This is a genomic window from Enterococcus hulanensis, assembly GCF_005405485.1.
In the GTDB taxonomy this organism is placed as follows: domain Bacteria; phylum Bacillota; class Bacilli; order Lactobacillales; family Enterococcaceae; genus Enterococcus_A; species Enterococcus_A hulanensis.
In genome coordinates this window covers 1-17396 of the sequence record NZ_BJED01000005.1, presented here as the reverse complement: position 1 = coordinate 17396, position 17396 = coordinate 1, and the positions used below count along the sequence as shown (strand labels likewise).

Sequence of the window (17396 nt, the reverse complement as noted above, 5' to 3'; positions counted from 1 at the left end):
TATTTGATAAAACCGTAATACTAAAAAACAGACAGCTTGTACGCCCCCAGAAGCTAGATACAAAATCTAACTTCTGAAGGTTCCTACATTCGTGTCTGTTTTTTTGTATAGAAAAATCATTTAGCTTAACTTCAGCGTCGTTAACATTTTACGTAATTCAACAACCGGAACCTGTCCTGGTGCAGAAGCTGTTCCGGCAGAACCGAAAGTAGCGGCAGAACCGAAAACTTGACCAGAAATGCGACTTACCATACCTAGTGCCCCCATTGACATCGTAATTAATGGGACATTGGCATACTCTTCATACATTTCGCGTGTAGCGTCTAACAAGGTTAATACATCAGCAGAAGATTGCGGCATTACTGCAATCTTACAGATATCTGCTCCTTTTTCTTGCATAGAACGTAAGCGAGTGATTATCTCATTTTTTTCTGGAGTTTTATCAAAATCGTGGTTGCACATGATAATTTTAATTCCATTTTGATGTGCTAAATCGATTGTTTCAGCAACTTTTTTTTCTGGCATGAACAACTCCACATCTAATAAATCTAAATCACCTTCCAAAATAATTACTTTGTAAAGGTTAAAATAATCATCATCTGAAAGCTCACAAACGCCGCCCTCTTTTTTCGTACGGAAAGTAATCAGCAGCGGTTTTTCTAAAATTGCTTTTAGATTATGTGAAAGTTTAGCGACGGCTTGCGGCTCGTGAACGAGTTCAAAAAAGTCTATCCGCCACTCTACTAAGTCACAATCTAATGCATGGACTGTTTCTGCTTCTGATAACAGGTCCTCTGTAGTTTTACCTACTATTGGTACGATGATTTTTGGGAGACCTTCCCCGATTTTAACGTGGTCAACAGTTACTGTTTTCATTCTATTCCTCCTAGTCTTTAAATAGAAGATCCTTAATATAGTTGACGGGCATATCTTCTCCAGTAAATAGTTTAAACGCAGCAGCACCTTGATAAAGCATCATACCTAGTCCATTGATCGCTTTTTTTGCACCATGCTCTTTAGCGAATTTCAATAATTTTGTTTCACGAGGAGAGTAAACAACATCAAAAACAACTAAGTCTGACCGAATCATAGATGGATCAGTAATTAGGCTCATATCTTCCAATGGTTTCATGCCGACACCAGTCGCGTCAATATAAATACTACTCTCTGCGATAGATTTTTTGAAACTTTCTTGGTCGGCTAGATCAGTTACAGTTGCCCGACAGTCTGTATTTTCGTTGATTTTACGTGCCGTGTCTTTAGCGTTTTCAAAAACAGCGTCATTAATATTGAAAATTCGTAATTCTTTAGCGCCATCAAAAGCAGCTTGGATAGCGATAGCTGTACCAGCTCCGCCGGCACCTGTTAAGGTAATGATTTGGTCTTTCACTTCGACGCCCTCATCCTTTAGCGCCTCCATTGCACCTATTCCATCTGTATTGTACCCTACCAATTGTCCTTTGCCATCAATATTTGTAACAGTATTAACTGCACCAATTAAAGAGGCTTCGGGAGAAACTTCGTCTAGATAAGGAATAATAGCCTGTTTATTAGGCATTGAAACATTTGAACCACGGATACCCAAGGCACGAATCCCTTGAACCGTATCTTTCAACTCGTTATTACCAACTTCAAATGCTAAATAGGCATAATCAAGTCCTAACTTAGCAAAAGCTTCGTTATGCATTGTAGGAGACATGCTGTGGCGGATGGGTGTTGCAATCAAGCTGATTAATAAAGTGTGTCCAGTAAGTCTTTCAGTCATTTGTAAATTCCTCTTTTCAATTTATTTGTTCAACAATTCTCAATCAAAGCGTTTTCTATTTTTTCTTCTTATGAATTAAATCACAATTGATTATACCCATTTTAGAATTTAATTCGATGAAAAACTAATGCTTTATATTGATAAAATCAATAAAGCGAATAAATAAAACGATTAGCTTAAGACTAATCGTTTTACTAATTTATTGTAACGATGAACGATAACGAGTGAAGCAATCAACCCAATCACGTTTAAAAGAATAACGAACCAAAAAACATAAGCGATACCTTGTTCACTAAGTATGCCTGTAATGTAGGGTGTAACCATAATAGAGACAGAAGTCGCTAGTGAATAATAACTAGTGCATTTGCCTTTCTTTTTAGGAAACAGTTCCAGCATCAAGGCTAACCCCAACTGCCAAATACCGCCAGCAGCAAAAATTCCAATACAGATAGCTGCTGCAATGACTGTAGCGAAACTTGGATAAATTAGCATCAAGAGCAGCGATATCCCTGAGATCAAAAGACAGAAACTGATAAACTTAGGAATATTGATCCCTTTTTTTACTATGCCCGAAGTAAAGAATACCGAGATAAATGATCCCGTGCTGTAAAGGCTGACGAAAATTAGACTATTTTCATGAGAAACTATCTGCATACTTTCAGCATATTGAGGAATCCATAAAATAAAAATATTAAATAATGAGACGGAAACAAAAGAAAAAATCAATAATGCAATTCCGTCTATTTTAAATTTTCCGCGATTTTTAGGCGTAGGAGCTGTTGTAATATCCGCATCCTTTTTTATGAGCGTTGCTGACTTCGGGAAGCGAGCAAAAAGCAAGTAAAACATATTAGCGAATAAACACAATGCACATAGGATAAACGGCCACCCAAAAAATAGATCATGTTGCAGTAAATAACGTGTAATAAAGGGTAATAGAAATTGGCCAAGAGAGATAAAAGCTTTGTTTAAAACACTTAAAGAACTATTTACCCGTTCATCAGGATAAGCTTCAACTAATGTCGGATAGGTACTAGTATCAAGAAAGGCATTGCTGACACCACCAAACATAGCTAAAAAAAACGCTAATTTATAGTTAGGACCAAGAAGCATGCCGCAAAAGAAAATCATATAAGAAGCGATAGCAATTAAGACTGTTTTTTTTCGTCCGAATTTATCTGAAATGTAACCAGAAAAATATAAACTTAAAATCCTTCCCAGTCCGATAGCACTCATGACTAACGTGACTTGAGCGGTGGAGGCTTGCCAGTGTATTTTTAAATTTGCCATATTTTGAGATAAAATAATAGCAGCCATTCCTTGAAAAATATAATTAAAATATAAACTAGAAATTAAAAGGCGATAGTTTTCTTTCTTCATAAGAGACTCCTTTCATGTGATCTATTTCACTTGAAGTCACCCACATAATAACGCAAATTTATTATGAAAACTAATGATTTATATCAATAAAATTGATAAACTCTATTTATCAAATAAATGGATACTTTTTAGTGATGGGGTGAAAAAGTGAATTTGCGACAATTAGAATTTTTTGTGACATTAGCTCAAACAGAACATATGACACAAGCAGCGAAAGAATCCAATACATCTCAGCCTAATATCAGTCATGCAATGACGATGTTGGAACAAGAAATTGGAGTAACGCTGTTTGAAAAAAAAGGACGAAATATTCAATTGACTCGCCACGGACGGATTTTTTATGAATATGTTTCTCCGGCTTTGGCTGAAATCGAAAAAGGCCAACGTAAATTACAGGAGATGGTTGATCCTGATTCTGGTGAAATTCAATTTGGTTTTATTTTTACGATGGGAGCTAATCTAGCGCCAAAATTGACACAATCTTTCCATCAGAAAGGTCATCAAAAAATTAATTTTGAATTTCAACAAGGCAACTCCAACCAAATAATTCAAATGTTGCTTGATGATCGAATAGATATTGGGATTTGCTCAAAAGTGAGTAACGATTCTGAATTGATTTATCAAATTTTAACACAGGAAGAGATGGTGGTGGTAGTCCCATTGGCGCATCCCTTGGCAAAATATGACAGTATTTCTTTGCAAGAAACGACTAACTATCCATACGTTTGCTATAGTAAACAAAGTGGACTGCGTCCTTATTTAGATCAACAAATAAAAAGTCTGAAACTAGAGTTAGAGATTGTCTGTGAACTAGAAGAAGATCATAGTGTTTTAGGTTTTGTCGGACAAAATTATGGGATAGCGATCATGCCCAATATCCCATCAATCAGTTCTTTTCCTGTAAAGAAATTGACTATTACCGATGACTTGGATGATCGAAATATTTATTTAGCTGTGAAAAAAAATAATTTAGAAATTCCAGTTTTGAAAAAGTTCTATGATTTTTGTCTGGAAAACACGAATAAAAAATGGGATTAAACCTTTCTTAATCTCTGTGTGAAACATACGTAAACCATTGCATGTAAGGCAATAATACGTTAAAGTATAGGATAGTCTGTGAAACATTTTGCTGTTTCACGAAAATGAAAGGATTTTTTATGACACCAGAAGAATTTCAAGTGGAATTAGGTAAGCAAGGGATTGAACTGTCAACCAGACAGATGGATCAATTTGCGACGTACTTTCATTTATTGGTTGAATGGAACCAAAAGATGAATCTCACTGCAATTACAGAACATAAGGAAGTTTATTTGAAACATTTTTATGATTCGATTACATTAGCTTTCTCGGATACCTTCAAACCAGAAGGAAATCTGTGTGATGTAGGATCAGGTGCCGGTTTTCCTAGTTTGCCGTTAAAAATCGTTTTTCCAGAATTAGAGGTTACAATCGTCGATTCTTTGAATAAACGAATTACTTTTTTAACAACACTGGTAAATGAATTGCAACTAGATGGTGTGCATCTTTATCATGATAGAGCAGAAACATTTGGACAAAACCCTGAATTTCGGCAAGCATTTAATTTTGTGACTGCTCGGGCAGTAGCTCGATTGAATGTTTTGACGGAACTTTGTTTGCCTTTAGTTGAAAAGGAAGGGTATTTCTTTGCCCTAAAAGCAGCAAAAAGTGAAGAAGAATTAGCTGAAGCAAAACAAGCGATCGCACTATTAGGCGGCAAGCTGATTAATGCCGAAGATGTTTCATTGCCAAATGGAGATACACGTCATATCATTACAGTGCAAAAGAAGAAAGAAACACCAAAAAAATATCCACGTAAAGCTGGTCTGCCGAATAAGCAACCTTTAAAATAATTAAATGGATATTATAAATTATTTTCCTTTAGGGAAATAAATTTTTTAGTAGGAACTAGGAGGAAATTAGATGGCACGGATCATATCTGTTGCAAACCAAAAAGGCGGTGTTGGTAAAACGACGACGACTGTCAATTTGGGTGCGTGCTTAGCGTATGATGGTAAGAAAGTCTTGTTGATCGATAGCGATGCCCAGGGAAATGCTACAAGCGGCTTAGGTGTACGCAAGCCTGATGTGAAACAAGATATTTACGACGTTTTAGTCAATGAAGTTCCAATTAAAGAGACAATTATTAAAACCTCACGGGAAAACTTATCAATTGTCCCAGCTACTTTGCAATTAGCTGGTGCAGAAATCGAATTAACTTCTATGATGGCACGAGAATCACGTTTAAAGAGTGCCTTAGCAGAAGTCAGTGATGAGTATGACTTTATTTTGGTGGATTGTCCGCCATCATTAGGCCACTTAACGATTAATGCTTTTACTGCCAGCGATGCGATCTTGATTCCAGTTCAATGTGAGTATTATGCATTGGAAGGATTGAGTCAGCTTTTGAATACTGTTCGTTTGGTACAAAAACATTTCAATCCAGGCTTAGAAATCGAAGGTGTACTGTTAACTATGTACGACGCTCGCACAAATTTGGGTGCGGAAGTTGTAGAAGAAGTCCGCCGCTATTTCCAAGAAAAAGTTTACGATACGATTATTCCGAGAAATGTCCGTTTATCTGAAGCACCTAGTCACGGGAAGCCAATCATTGATTATGATCCACGCTCAAAAGGTGCTGAAGTCTATCAAGCTCTAGCAAAGGAAGTGTTAGTTCGTGAGCAAAAATAAAGGATTAGGTCGCGGTATCGATGCTCTATTTCAAGATCTTTCTGAGATAGAAGAAGTGGATATGAAGAAGGATCAAGTGGTCGAGATTCCTTTAAGTGATCTACGTCCCAATCCCTATCAACCACGGAAATCATTTGATGAAACCACTTTGCAAGAATTGGCTAATTCAATTGAACAATCCGGAGTTTTTCAACCAATCATTGTAAGAAAGTCAGCGGTTAAAGGGTATGAGTTAATAGCTGGTGAACGCCGTTTCCGGGCTTCTAAACTGGCAGGGAAAGAAACAATTCCTGCCATCATTCGTGAGTTTGATGAGGAAGCGATGATGCAGATTGCAGTATTGGAAAACTTACAACGGGAAGATCTGAATCCGTTGGAAGAAGCTGAAGCCTATGAGATGTTAATGAAAAATCTAAAACTAACCCAAGCTGATGTGGCCAATCGTTTAGGAAAAAGCCGCCCATACATCGCTAATTATTTACGCCTATTGACCTTGCCTAAATTAGTTAAAGAAATGGTGCAAGATGAGCGTTTGTCAATGGGACAAGCTCGTACGTTGTTAGGATTGAAGAAAAAAGATCAAATCTTGAAATTAGCAAATCGTGCGGTAAAAGAAAGCTTGACGGTTCGTCAATTAGAACAGATTGTTAACGAATATAATGAAGGTAAAGCAAAGGACAAGAAAAACGGTCCTCGTTTAACCAAGGAAAAACCTTATTATTTACGGGAAAGTGAAGATCGTCTGATGGATAAATTCGGAACAGGTGTTGAGATTGTTGAAAAAGACGGAAAAGGAAAAATTTCGATTGAATACCTCTCTCCATCTGACCTTACTCGTATCTTAGATATTTTGAATATACATTTTGATGAATCATAGATGAATAGTATCTAAAAAGAATGAATGTGGGGGTTTGCCAGATGTATGATTTAGGTGATATCGTTGAGATGAAGAAACCGCATGCCTGCCAGACAAATCGCTGGGAGATCATTCGTATGGGTGCGGATATCAAAATCAAATGTGTAAATTGCGGACATATCGTTATGATGACACGCCGCGATTTTGAAAAGAAAATGAAAAAAATCCTTGAGAAGAAAAAAGATTCGACTCAAGAATAATTCCTTAGTAGAGAAAGAGTGAAGTAAACCATGGCCTTAACAGCCGGAATCGTAGGATTGCCCAATGTTGGTAAATCTACATTATTTAATGCAATTACTAAAGCAGGTGCAGAGGCTGCTAACTATCCTTTCGCGACAATTGATCCCAATGTTGGAATGGTAGAAGTACCTGATTGGCGTTTAGAACGTCTAACTGAGTTGGTCCACCCTAAAAAGACAGTTCCAACAACCTTTGAATTTACCGATATTGCGGGCATTGTGAAAGGTGCTAGCAAAGGAGAAGGATTAGGAAACCAATTCTTGAGCCATATCCGTCAAGTTGATGCAATTTGTCATGTGGTGCGGTGTTTTGATAATGAAAATATTACGCATGTTGAGGGCCGAGTTGATCCATTAGAAGACATAGAAACGATTAACTTAGAGTTAGTTTTAGCTGACTTAGATTCGATTAATAAACGCTATGCTCGTGTAGCAAAGGTAGCGAAAACGAAAGAAAAGAATGCAGTTGCAGAATTAGCCGTATTGGATAAACTAAAACCTGTTTTAGAGGAAGGGCAATCCGCTAGAACAATTGAATTTACAGAAGAAGAACAAAAAATCGTAAGAGGATTGTTCTTACTAACAAGTAAACCTGTTCTTTACGTGGCAAATGTCGATGAGGATACAGTTGCTAGTCCAGATGACAATGAATACGTGCAAACTGTGCGTAATTTTGCAGCTAGTGAACATTCTGAAGTAATCGTTGTTTGTGCTGAAGCGGAAGAAGAAATTGCTGAACTGGAAGATGAAGACAAAGCAGAATTTCTAGAAGCTATGGGAATAGAAGAATCTGGGCTAGATCAGTTAATTCGCACAGCATATGACTTGTTAGGTTTAGCGACTTACTTTACTGCAGGCGAACAAGAAGTTCGTGCTTGGACGTTCCGAAAGGGGACGAAAGCACCTCAAGCGGCTGGAATCATCCATACAGACTTTGAACGTGGATTTATTCGAGCTGAGACAGTATCTTTTGAAGATTTAAATAAATATGGCAGTATGCACGCAGCAAAAGAGGCTGGCCGTGTCAGATTAGAAGGAAAAGATTATGTCGTACAAGACGGCGATGTAATGTTGTTCCGTTTCAACGTTTAGGGAGGAAAGAAACAATGGAACCAGAAAAGTTACAAACGTTGCAAGCAGAAAATGTTCAACTTGAAGAGAAGCTGACTAAGCGTAACGAGCAATACATTTTTGACTTGAAAAAATCTTTAAAAGCAGCGAACTTGACGGATGAACAAACCATCGTAGCCTTAAATGAGATGCTGCCAATTTTAGTTGAAGAACAGAAATCCGGAAAAACAGCAAGACAATTATTTGGTACTGTTTCAGAGCGGTTGGATGCAATTGTTAATAAGCCGGCTGAACAGAAAAAATCAACTACTGCTTCATTGATGTGGTTAGACAACTGCTTATTGTTATTTGGTCTATTAGGAATTGTTGCTGGGATTATGGGATTGTTTGTTTCACGTGGAACACCAACTGTTACTTATGGTCTAACAACATTACTCGTAGCCTCTGCTGTGGGTGGACTAGTGTTTTACATGATGTACCTATTTGTCTACCAGTTTGAACAACCTGGGGCAGATAGATCGAAAAAACCAAAAACTTGGAAGACGATTCTTATGTTAGTCTCAGTTACAATTGTGTGGTTTTTAGTATTCAATGGAGCAGCATTATTACCGCCGGCATTGAATCCTGTTCTTGACCCGATGCTTATGGTTGTTTTATCAGCTCTTGCATTAGCGTTACGATATTACTTGAAAAAACGTTTTGGAATTATCAGCAGCTTAGCAACTGCACCGCGTAGATAGAAAAAAGGGAGACAAGGTTCATTTGAACTTTGTCTCCCTTTTTTTAGCTATTTTGTTGCTTTAGCAATCAATTTTGTCATTGCTTGTTGTTGATATTCTTTTGTAGCCTGTTGAATTATTTTTTGCTGTGTTGTTTGATCCATTGATGGATTTTGTATTATAGCAGCTTTAACTTTTTCTTGAACAAAGTTTTTAGCTTCGCTTTCCATAGTAGCTTTGTTTTCAGTTGCTAATTTAGCTAATTTTTTTGCTTGATCCGTACTTAAAACGAGCCAATCTTTTTGAATATTGAAAGTATTTTTTTCATTGATTAGTTGATGATTTTTACTAGAAAGTCCAAACCAGAATTTGGCAGTATCATTTTTATAGACCCAATATGTTTTATCCGTACGTAACTGTGTTTTTGTTTGATCTTTTTTTACAGTGTTGGTGACATGATCTGTTCCGGTTGTTTTTGGTTTTTTCTGTGATTCATTCGTTTTGTATAGGTAAATCTTTTCTGTGCCATCACCAAGAGGTTGATAGAGCAACATATTCATGTTTTTATTATCAGTCGTAGAAGTCAGTGTCTGAGTTGTGGTCTCGGTAACTTTTTTCATACCGTAGTGATAGTGATCATTAGCGGTAATGAAACCTAAGCTGATTAAGAAGATAGCTGCAAAAATTACTGAAAGAAATGTTTGCCAAGTTTTTTTTGCAAAAATATTAGTTAGTGCAAAAGCTAATACACTGATAATTGTGATAGCGAAAATCATTTTGCTATACCTCCTTCAGCTTTTTGATTGGCTTTTAAGAAAAATGTAATGATAAAGCCAACGACACCAAATATTACTGCAACATAGAAGGCTGCATGATAACCAGACAATGTAGCACTGATTGCTTGATTCTTATATGATAGTGGTAAAGTTTTTAGCAAATGTGCTGCCGGTAAATTATCTTTCGTAACATTAGTAAGCACGCTAATCAATATGGCTGTTCCGATGGAGCTTGCAACTTGACGGAAGGTGTTGTTTACAGCCGTACCATGACTGATCAAATTCATTGGTAAGGCGTTCATACCTGAAGTAGTGACAGGCATCATGACCATTGAAATGCCGAACATCCGCATTGCGTATAAGATTACGATCATAGCAATTGGTGTTTCAGAAGTTAAAAATGCGAAAGGTAAAGTAGCCGCTGTTAAGATTAACATCCCACTAATTGCTAAACGTTTTGCCCCATGCTTATCAAAGATTGCTCCCGTAATAGGCATCATTAACCCCATAATTAAGGCACCTGGTAATAACATTAAACCAGAGTGGAAAGCTGATTCCCCACGAATATTTTGAATGTATAAAGGAAGAACCATTTCGGCACCAACCATCGCCATATTAACCACACCACTTAAAATTGCCGCAATTGTAAAAATTGGTGACTTAAATACCCGTAGTTCTAAAAATGGATGCTCTAGATGTAACTGCCGCCATACGAATAAGCCGATAACGGCAACACCAACGACTAAAAATCCAATAACTTTAGCACTGCCCCAACCGTCATTACCAACAGAAGAGAAACCATATAACAAGCTGCCAAAACCAATTGTTGATAATAAAGCAGATAAGATATCAATACTAGGGTTAGACAATTGAATAACACTTTTCATTAAAAAGGTAGCTAGTACTAAAACTAAAATGACAATAGGGATCACCATGCCGAAAAGATCGCGCCAAGTATAATGATCAATAATCCAACCAGAAAGGGTAGGTCCTAATGCTGGGGCAAGTCCGATAACGATTCCAGCCATTCCCATTGCAGAGCCGCGTTTTTCTGGCGGGAAGATTGAAAGCATAATATTTTGTAGTAATGGCATTGAAATCCCAACACCAGCAGCTTGTATTAATCGTCCAATTAATAAAGTCGAAAAATTTGGTGCGATGAAACAAGTAATCGTACCAATCAAAAAGATTGTCATTGCAGTTAAATACAATTTTTTTGAACTAAATTTATTAATCAGCCATGCGCTGATAGGGATCATAATCCCGTTAACTAACAAGAAGCCAGTTGTTAGCCATTGAACACTAGAAGCAGATATGTCGAAAGCTTTCATTAGTGCTGGAAAAGCTGTTGTTAACAAAGTTTGGTTTAACACCGTACAAAATGTCCCTATTAGTAGTACAACGACTAATAAAGAACGATTGTAGGGTTTCCCGTAAATATCGACCGTTTGATTATTACTCACGATCTAACGCCTTCTCTCTTTTTTGTAAATTTTCAGAAACAATAAATGTCCGTTTGTTACTTTACTGCTATTCAAATTCTTTGTCAACTTACTTGACACGCTTGTTAGCGAAAGTATAATCATAAGGTGAAGAGAGGGATGCGTTGTGAAGAATAATACGGTCAAACAGCTCCTAGAAAGTGATGACTTATTAGTAGGTATCAGTGAATTAAGTAAAGTAACTGACGTCTCACCACGTCAAATTCGATATTGGGAACAAAAAGGATATATTAAATCTACCGGGGAAAAAAACGGTAATCGGAAATTTAAGTTGCCGATGGTGATTAAAGTAGAGATTATTAAGCATTTTTTAGATGAAGGGTATACGTTAACTGCAGCTGTAGATAAGGCACAAGAACATCAAGAAAATATTCATCAAGCAAAAACACTGTTACGTGAAATATTTAAAGGAGTTCAACAAGTCGATGAACGTTTTACAGTAATTCACTTGGATAATTTTTCGAATAAAGAGGGTTTCTATTTGATTCGTGACAGCGATACAAATCAAGCAACCTATCAAATACTTGAGGAAAACAGTGAAATAACTGCTGAGTTACTTGAGAAATGGTTTGAGCCTATAGAAAAATAAAGGTTAGATGAGGATTTCGACACAAGTTATTGACTTCACTCGCTCATTCTGTTAGTTTTTTTATTAAAAATAATTCTGGGGAGTGGTAACGAACAATGTCTAATTGGGAAACGAAGTTTGCAAAAAAAGGTCTGACGTTTGATGATGTTTTGTTGATTCCAGCGGAGAGTCATGTATTGCCAAATGATGTGGATATGAGTGTACAGTTGGCGAAAAACATCAAATTGAACATTCCATTAATGAGCGCAAGTATGGATACTGTGACAGATAGTAAAATGGCAATTGCTATGGCCCGCCAAGGTGGTCTGGGAGTCATCCATAAAAATATGAGTGTTGCTGCCCAAGCAGATGAGGTTCGTAAAGTAAAACGTTCAGAAAGCGGTGTAATTATTGATCCGTTTTTCTTAACACCAGAGCACAAAGTACAAGATGCTGAAGATTTAATGAGTCGTTATCGTATTAGTGGTGTGCCAATCGTAGAAACATTGGAAAATCGCAAGTTAGTCGGAATTATTACGAATAGAGATATGCGTTTTGTAACAAATTATGATATCCCTATTCACGAAGTTATGACTAAGGATGGTTTAGTAACAGCGCCTGTTGGTACTAAATTACAAGATGCCGAAAAAACACTACAAAAGCACAAAATCGAAAAATTACCGATAGTTGATGAAGAAGGTCGCTTAAGCGGCTTGATTACAATTAAAGATATCGAAAAAGTTATTGAATTCCCGAATGCTGCTAAAGATGAGCATGGTCGTTTATTAGTTGCTGCGGCTGTCGGTGTAACTAGTGATACTTTTGAACGAGCTGAGGCTTTGTTAAAAGCGGGCGCTGATGGTATTGTGATCGATACTGCTCATGGTCATAGCGCTGGTGTTTTACGCAAAATTCGCGAAATCCGTGAAACGTTCCCAGAAGCTACTTTAATTGCAGGCAATATCGCAACAGCTGAAGGTGCAAAAGCTTTATATGACGCTGGCGTAGACGTTGTAAAAGTGGGTATTGGACCTGGTTCAATCTGTACAACACGAGTGGTTGCTGGTGTGGGAGTACCTCAATTAACAGCAATTTATGATGCAGCATCAGTGGCACGTCAGTACGGAAAGGCAATTATTGCTGATGGCGGAATCAAATATTCTGGTGATATTGTAAAGGCATTAGCAGCAGGCGGACACGCAGTTATGCTTGGTTCAATGCTAGCCGGAACAGACGAGTCTCCTGGTGAATTTGAAATTTATCAAGGTCGTCGATTCAAAACATATCGCGGAATGGGTTCTTTAGGTGCGATGGAAAAAGGTTCAAGCGATCGTTATTTCCAAAGCGGCGTTAATGAAGCCAATAAATTAGTTCCTGAAGGTATCGAAGGTCGTGTAGCTTATAAAGGATCAGCCGCAGATATTATTTTCCAAATGATTGGCGGTTTGAAGGCAGGAATGGGTTACGTTGGTGCAGGTGATCTAGCACATTTACGTGAAAATGCACAATTTGTTCAAATGAGCGGCAATGGATTAAAAGAATCGCACCCTCATGATGTTCAAATTACTAAAGAAGCACCGAACTATTCAGTTGAACAATAAAAATTAATTACTTAAAAATGGCGTCTTCGCATATGCGAAGACGCCATTTTTATGAATTATTTTTCTTTCTTTATGACTTTCACATTTCCCATATATGGTACTAGGACTTCTGGGACGGTAACTGATCCATCTTCGTTTTGATAGTTTTCTAAGATGGCGGTCACAGTCCGGCCAACGGCCAAGCCAGAACCGTTCAGTGTATGAGCATATTGAACCTTGCTATCTTCATCGCGATAACGTATCATTGCGCGACGTGCTTGGAAGTCTTCGCAATTTGAACATGAACTAATTTCACGATAAGTATCTTGAGCAGGAACCCATACTTCCAAATCATAAGTTTTAGCAGCTGAGAAGCCCATGTCGCCTGTACATAATGTGATGACGCGATAAGGCAAGTTTAATTTTTGCAAGAGAATTTCTGCATTTTGAGTCATCTTTTCTAGTTCATCGTAAGAAGTTTCTTTGTCGCTGAATTTTACCATTTCTACTTTGTGGAATTGGTGTAAACGAATCAAACCGCGAGTGTCGCGTCCAGCACTCCCTGCTTCAGAACGGAAAGAAGGAGACAAGGCTGTGAAGTAGATCGGCAACTCTTTACCATCTAAAATTTCATCAGCATAATAGTTCGTTAGAGGGACCTCTGCTGTTGGAATCAACGTCAAGTCACGATCTTCAACTTGAAAAACATCTTCTTTGAATTTGGGGAATTGCCCCGTACCAAACATTGACTTGCTATTTACCAGGTAAGGCGTAATCATTTCCGTATAACCTTGTTCATAAACATGTTCATCTAACATAAAATTGTAAACCGCACGTTCTAATCTTGCCCCTAAACCTTTGTAATAAACAAAACGGCTACCTGACACTTTTGCGCCGCGTTCAAAATCTAAGATATCCAGATTTTCTGCGACCTCCCAATGAGGTTTTGGTTCAAAAGAGAATTGACGAGGGGCACTCCAACGACGAACTTCTATGTTGTCATCTTCATCTTCACCGATTGGTACAGAGTCATGCGGTAGATTAGGTAAAGTTGTTGTTATTTCTGTTAATTGTGTATCAATCTTGTCTACTTGAGTATCGAAATCTTTGATTTTTACACCAACTTCTTTCATTTCTGCAATTTTATCAGCCGCATCATTTTTTTCGCGTTTCAATTTTGCGATTTCATTTGAAACGTCATTTCGATATTTTTTTAATTCTTCTGTTTTTACTAGTAGTTGTCTACGTTGTTCATCCAAATCTAAGAAACGTTTCAATACTTCCTCTTTTACGCCTCGAGTTGCTAATTTTTCATTTACTTCTGCAAAGTTGTTTCGAATCATTTTTACGTCTAGCATTATTTTTCCTCCTTTAAAATAAAAAAACACCTTTTCCTCCCTTTAATAGGGACGAAAAGGTGTTGAATTTCGCGGTACCACCCAAATTCAGCATACGCTGCACTTGAAAGACGGATATCGACGTCACACGGTTTTTCTTTCAAAAAACACAGATCGTGAAACTGGATTTCCATAAGTTGTTTTGTTGATTTTCACCAGCCATCAACTCTCTAAAAAAACAAACCCATGTACTTGGTTTCCTGCATATCTTATTGAGATTAGTATAAGCAATCAAAATTTTAAAGTCAATGATTATCTGAAATAGGCTTCACTTGGTTCTTATAAAGCGGCAAGTGAATGATAAAAGAAGTCCAATCATCATTTGATTGCGCATAGATATAACCACCATGAAGATTAACAATATTTTGGGCAATAGCCAAACCTAATCCAGTTCCGCTGATTTCCTGAGAACGAGAGCCATCAACACGATAGAAACGATCAAATAATTGATCCAGAGCTTCTCTAGGAATCGGTATCCCATTATTTTTGACAGTAACGACTGCTTCATTTTTCGCCTTTTCAATCTCGATAACAATCTTGTTGGCCTCAGTCCCGTATTTTAACGCATTTGTAATTAAATTGTTAAAGACGCGAACGAGCTTTTCTGTATCGCCATCCATTATCAGTTGGTTTTCTTTTGTTTCAACTTGAATTTGAATGTTTTTCTTTTTTGCTTCTAATTCAAAGTCAGCAGCCAATTGTTCCAATAATTGTACCATATCAAAAGAGACGGTATTAACAGGAACAGAAGGTTGTCGAACCTTTGAATATTCAAACAAGTCCTCAACTAAAGATTTCATTTGTTTGGCTTTTTTGTATGCGATACTTGTGTATTTAAGAATCTCATCATTATTTTGATATTGACCGTCTTCGATCAAACCGAGATAACCAATAATAGAAGTTAACGGTGTGCGAATGTCATGGCTGACATTTGTAATTAGTTCATCTTTCGACTTTTCAATTTCTCGTTCATCTTCTATAGCTGCAACCGTACTATCTACTAAACCATTTATACTGTCGACAACTTTGCTAAGATCCCCACGTAATTCAAAGGGGATTCGGTAATCATAATTCCCATTAGCGATGTAATGTAGCTCATTAATGATGTGTCGTAACTGCATTTGACGATAACGTCTAATCAATCGCCAAAAGACAATCAGCACATCAATGATGATGAAAAGAGGAATAACAAAATTGCGTCCACTCCAAAAGATGTCACTACCAAGATTATTAGCGAAAATATCTTTTGAACGATAGATTGCATCAGTTAGATCCGGTGAATTATTTAACATCTGAGTAAAAAGCACCATAATTGCAACATTTAATAGAAGCAATAAGATTACGGTAACGATTCCTTCAGCGATTAACTCACTGACTTCTTTTGAAGTAAGGGTGACACGTTTTTTCTTTTCTAGTTTATTTTGCATCTATTTTATAACCCACACCCCATACGGTTTGGATCACTTTTTCACCATCAGTCGCTTCTTCGATCTTATCACGCAAGTGACTGACATGAACCATGACCGTTTTCGCTGAGACGATACTTTCTTGTTTCCACACTCGTTCGAAAATTTCATCGGCGCTGAAAACACGATTCGGATGACTAGCTAATAAGTATAGAATGCCAAACTCTAAAGCAGTTAATTGAATTTCTTTTCCATCTACTGTTTTGACTTCATGAGAATCTTTGTTAATGATCAGTGATTGAATCTCAAGAATATCTGGTTGATCTTCAGCAACATGCATCTTCGTCCGGCGTAATAAAGACTTTACTCTAGCCATGACTTCTAAAGGATTGAATGGTTTTGTTACATAATCATCCGCACCAGCAACTAATCCCTTGATTTTATCCATATCTGTTGTCTTAGCCGTCAACATAATAATTGGAATTTGCGATTCTTTTCTTAACTCTTTTACGACTTGCATACCATCCATAACAGGCATCATAATATCTAATAGGAGTAAATCAATATCATTTGTGGTTCGAAGTTTACTCAAGGCTTCTTTGCCATCGTATGCTTTTACGACTTCATAGCCTTCATTATGCAAATAAATACTTAATAGTTCTACAATTTCTTTATCATCATCTGCAACTAATACTTTCATTTAAATGTTCCTCCGTTCATATATATAAATAAACACACCCTTATTTTACCAAAGAAATCAACGGAAGGCGAAAGACAGCATTATGAGTTAAGAAAAAATCAAAAATAGAATGACGAAAATTATTTTTTTAATAACCGAAAAAAATGCTTTCAAAAGAAAAAAAACGAACAAAACCTCTCTGTTTCCAATTATTCATCGGAATTGAAAAAAGTGGATAAAATAGCATTTTTTTCGTTGACCAAACCTTATAAAACTGCTATATTATTTTATGTTCTGAAACGATAAAAAATCTTTCGAAACACTAAAAATATTGTTGACAGATAACTGACTTTCAGTTATTCTATCAAAGTCGCATAAAGCGATGACGGCAACTTCTTTGAAAAAAACTTCAAGAAAGTTGTTGACAATTGCTCGGCAACCTGTTAAGATATAAAAGTTGCTGAAACAAAGCGGCAAACCATGTAGACCTTTGAAAACTGAACGAATAAAACAAACCAAATGTGTAGGGCGTTTCTATATTAATAGAAACAAACAACATAGCAAGCAATATGCTAGCAAGTCAATTAACAAATTGAGCTTAACAGTTTAACGACTGTTTCAAACACTTTATATGAGAGTTTGATCCTGGCTCAGGACGAACGCTGGCGGCGTGCCTAATACATGCAAGT

The 17396-nt window shown here is 37.0% G+C and carries 17 protein-coding genes, 1 rRNA gene and 1 other annotated feature; of the genes, 10 read left to right on the top strand and 8 right to left on the bottom strand.

Annotated features, from left to right (window positions below; translation table 11 throughout):
- Positions 1–120: 120 nt before the first annotated feature.
- From aroD to FFR60_RS06535, 3 genes are all read right to left on the bottom strand, one after another.
- Complete coding sequence (aroD, locus tag FFR60_RS06545) at positions 121–876, bottom strand: type I 3-dehydroquinate dehydratase (protein WP_137663524.1); 756 nt, start codon at positions 874–876, stop codon at positions 121–123.
- 10 nt (positions 877–886) lie between these two features.
- Positions 887–1765, bottom strand: coding sequence for a shikimate dehydrogenase (locus FFR60_RS06540; protein WP_137663523.1), 879 nt, complete (start codon positions 1763–1765; stop codon positions 887–889).
- A gap of 171 nt (positions 1766–1936) precedes the next feature.
- Entirely contained in the window at positions 1937–3145 is a 1209-nt protein-coding gene (locus tag FFR60_RS06535; protein ID WP_137663522.1) for an MFS transporter, read from the bottom strand.
- A 147-nt stretch (positions 3146–3292) separates the two neighbouring features.
- Between FFR60_RS06535 and FFR60_RS06530 the strand changes: the two genes are divergently transcribed.
- The 7 genes from FFR60_RS06530 to FFR60_RS06500 all read left to right on the top strand — a co-directional run bounded on the left by FFR60_RS06530 (position 3293) and on the right by FFR60_RS06500 (position 8820).
- On the top strand, positions 3293–4183 hold the full coding sequence (locus FFR60_RS06530) for a LysR family transcriptional regulator (protein ID WP_137663521.1): 891 nt from the start codon (positions 3293–3295) through the stop codon (positions 4181–4183).
- Between the two features lie 119 nt (positions 4184–4302).
- Positions 4303–5016 (top strand): 16S rRNA (guanine(527)-N(7))-methyltransferase RsmG, encoded by a 714-nt coding sequence (gene rsmG / locus FFR60_RS06525; protein WP_088933987.1) that lies wholly within the window; start codon positions 4303–4305, stop codon positions 5014–5016.
- 70 nt (positions 5017–5086) lie between these two features.
- Entirely contained in the window at positions 5087–5854 is a 768-nt protein-coding gene (locus FFR60_RS06520) for a ParA family protein (protein ID WP_010747430.1), read from the top strand.
- The gene (locus FFR60_RS06515) at positions 5841–6731 is read left to right on the top strand and encodes a ParB/RepB/Spo0J family partition protein (RefSeq protein ID WP_088933986.1); all 891 of its coding nucleotides are present in this window, start codon (positions 5841–5843) and stop codon (positions 6729–6731) included. Before FFR60_RS06520 ends, FFR60_RS06515 begins: the two co-directional genes overlap by 14 nt.
- Before the next feature lie 41 nt (positions 6732–6772).
- The gene (locus tag FFR60_RS06510) at positions 6773–6970 is read left to right on the top strand and encodes a DUF951 domain-containing protein (RefSeq protein WP_137663520.1); all 198 of its coding nucleotides are present in this window, start codon (positions 6773–6775) and stop codon (positions 6968–6970) included.
- Positions 6971–7000: 30 nt separating this feature from the next.
- Positions 7001–8101 carry a redox-regulated ATPase YchF gene (gene ychF / locus FFR60_RS06505; protein WP_088933984.1) on the top strand — a complete coding sequence of 367 codons (1101 nt, stop codon included), beginning with the start codon at positions 7001–7003 and terminating at the stop codon, positions 8099–8101.
- Between the two features lie 14 nt (positions 8102–8115).
- Entirely contained in the window at positions 8116–8820 is a 705-nt protein-coding gene (locus tag FFR60_RS06500) for a DUF1129 domain-containing protein (RefSeq protein ID WP_137663519.1), read from the top strand.
- A 47-nt stretch (positions 8821–8867) separates the two neighbouring features.
- Here FFR60_RS06500 and FFR60_RS06495 read toward each other — a convergent pair whose 3' ends face one another.
- Entirely contained in the window at positions 8868–9575 is a 708-nt protein-coding gene (locus tag FFR60_RS06495; protein WP_137663518.1) for a DUF4811 domain-containing protein, read from the bottom strand.
- Positions 9572–11038 (bottom strand): MDR family MFS transporter, encoded by a 1467-nt coding sequence (locus tag FFR60_RS06490; RefSeq protein WP_137663517.1) that lies wholly within the window; start codon positions 11036–11038, stop codon positions 9572–9574. The genes FFR60_RS06495 and FFR60_RS06490 overlap by 4 nt, the downstream gene beginning before the upstream one ends.
- A gap of 145 nt (positions 11039–11183) precedes the next feature.
- Here FFR60_RS06490 and FFR60_RS06485 point away from each other — a divergent pair, with 145 nt between their 5' ends.
- Positions 11184–11666, top strand: coding sequence for a MerR family transcriptional regulator (locus FFR60_RS06485; RefSeq protein ID WP_137663516.1), 483 nt, complete (start codon positions 11184–11186; stop codon positions 11664–11666).
- Between the two features lie 95 nt (positions 11667–11761).
- The gene (gene guaB, locus FFR60_RS06480; protein ID WP_088933978.1) at positions 11762–13246 is read left to right on the top strand and encodes an IMP dehydrogenase; all 1485 of its coding nucleotides are present in this window, start codon (positions 11762–11764) and stop codon (positions 13244–13246) included.
- A gap of 56 nt (positions 13247–13302) precedes the next feature.
- Here guaB and serS read toward each other — a convergent pair whose 3' ends face one another.
- The 3 genes from serS to croR form a co-directional block, all read right to left on the bottom strand.
- Entirely contained in the window at positions 13303–14583 is a 1281-nt protein-coding gene (serS, locus tag FFR60_RS06475; protein ID WP_137663515.1) for a serine--tRNA ligase, read from the bottom strand.
- Between the two features lie 44 nt (positions 14584–14627).
- Positions 14628–14837 (bottom strand) — a binding site (T-box leader).
- 30 nt (positions 14838–14867) lie between these two features.
- Positions 14868–16049, bottom strand: coding sequence for a sensor histidine kinase (locus tag FFR60_RS06470; RefSeq protein ID WP_088933977.1), 1182 nt, complete (start codon positions 16047–16049; stop codon positions 14868–14870).
- The gene (gene croR, locus FFR60_RS06465; RefSeq protein WP_010742532.1) at positions 16039–16728 is read right to left on the bottom strand and encodes a response regulator transcription factor CroR; all 690 of its coding nucleotides are present in this window, start codon (positions 16726–16728) and stop codon (positions 16039–16041) included. The genes FFR60_RS06470 and croR overlap by 11 nt, the downstream gene beginning before the upstream one ends.
- A 606-nt stretch (positions 16729–17334) precedes the next feature.
- On the opposite strand from croR, the gene FFR60_RS06460 reads away from it, so the two are divergent.
- Positions 17335–17396 (top strand): 16S ribosomal RNA (locus FFR60_RS06460); the annotation flags it as partial.

Coding starts and splice junctions, on each gene's coding strand:
- aroD (WP_137663524.1), bottom strand. CDS start 876: ATGAAAACAGTAACTGTTGACCACGTTAAAATCGGGGAAGGTCTCCCA.
- FFR60_RS06540 (WP_137663523.1), bottom strand. CDS start 1,765: ATGACTGAAAGACTTACTGGACACACTTTATTAATCAGCTTGATTGCA.
- FFR60_RS06535 (WP_137663522.1), bottom strand. CDS start 3,145: ATGAAGAAAGAAAACTATCGCCTTTTAATTTCTAGTTTATATTTTAAT.
- rsmG (WP_088933987.1), top strand. CDS start 4,303: ATGACACCAGAAGAATTTCAAGTGGAATTAGGTAAGCAAGGGATTGAA.
- FFR60_RS06520 (WP_010747430.1), top strand. CDS start 5,087: ATGGCACGGATCATATCTGTTGCAAACCAAAAAGGCGGTGTTGGTAAA.
- FFR60_RS06510 (WP_137663520.1), top strand. CDS start 6,773: ATGTATGATTTAGGTGATATCGTTGAGATGAAGAAACCGCATGCCTGC.
- ychF (WP_088933984.1), top strand. CDS start 7,001: ATGGCCTTAACAGCCGGAATCGTAGGATTGCCCAATGTTGGTAAATCT.
- FFR60_RS06500 (WP_137663519.1), top strand. CDS start 8,116: ATGGAACCAGAAAAGTTACAAACGTTGCAAGCAGAAAATGTTCAACTT.
- FFR60_RS06495 (WP_137663518.1), bottom strand. CDS start 9,575: ATGATTTTCGCTATCACAATTATCAGTGTATTAGCTTTTGCACTAACT.
- guaB (WP_088933978.1), top strand. CDS start 11,762: ATGTCTAATTGGGAAACGAAGTTTGCAAAAAAAGGTCTGACGTTTGAT.
- serS (WP_137663515.1), bottom strand. CDS start 14,583: ATGCTAGACGTAAAAATGATTCGAAACAACTTTGCAGAAGTAAATGAA.
- FFR60_RS06470 (WP_088933977.1), bottom strand. CDS start 16,049: ATGCAAAATAAACTAGAAAAGAAAAAACGTGTCACCCTTACTTCAAAA.
- croR (WP_010742532.1), bottom strand. CDS start 16,728: ATGAAAGTATTAGTTGCAGATGATGATAAAGAAATTGTAGAACTATTA.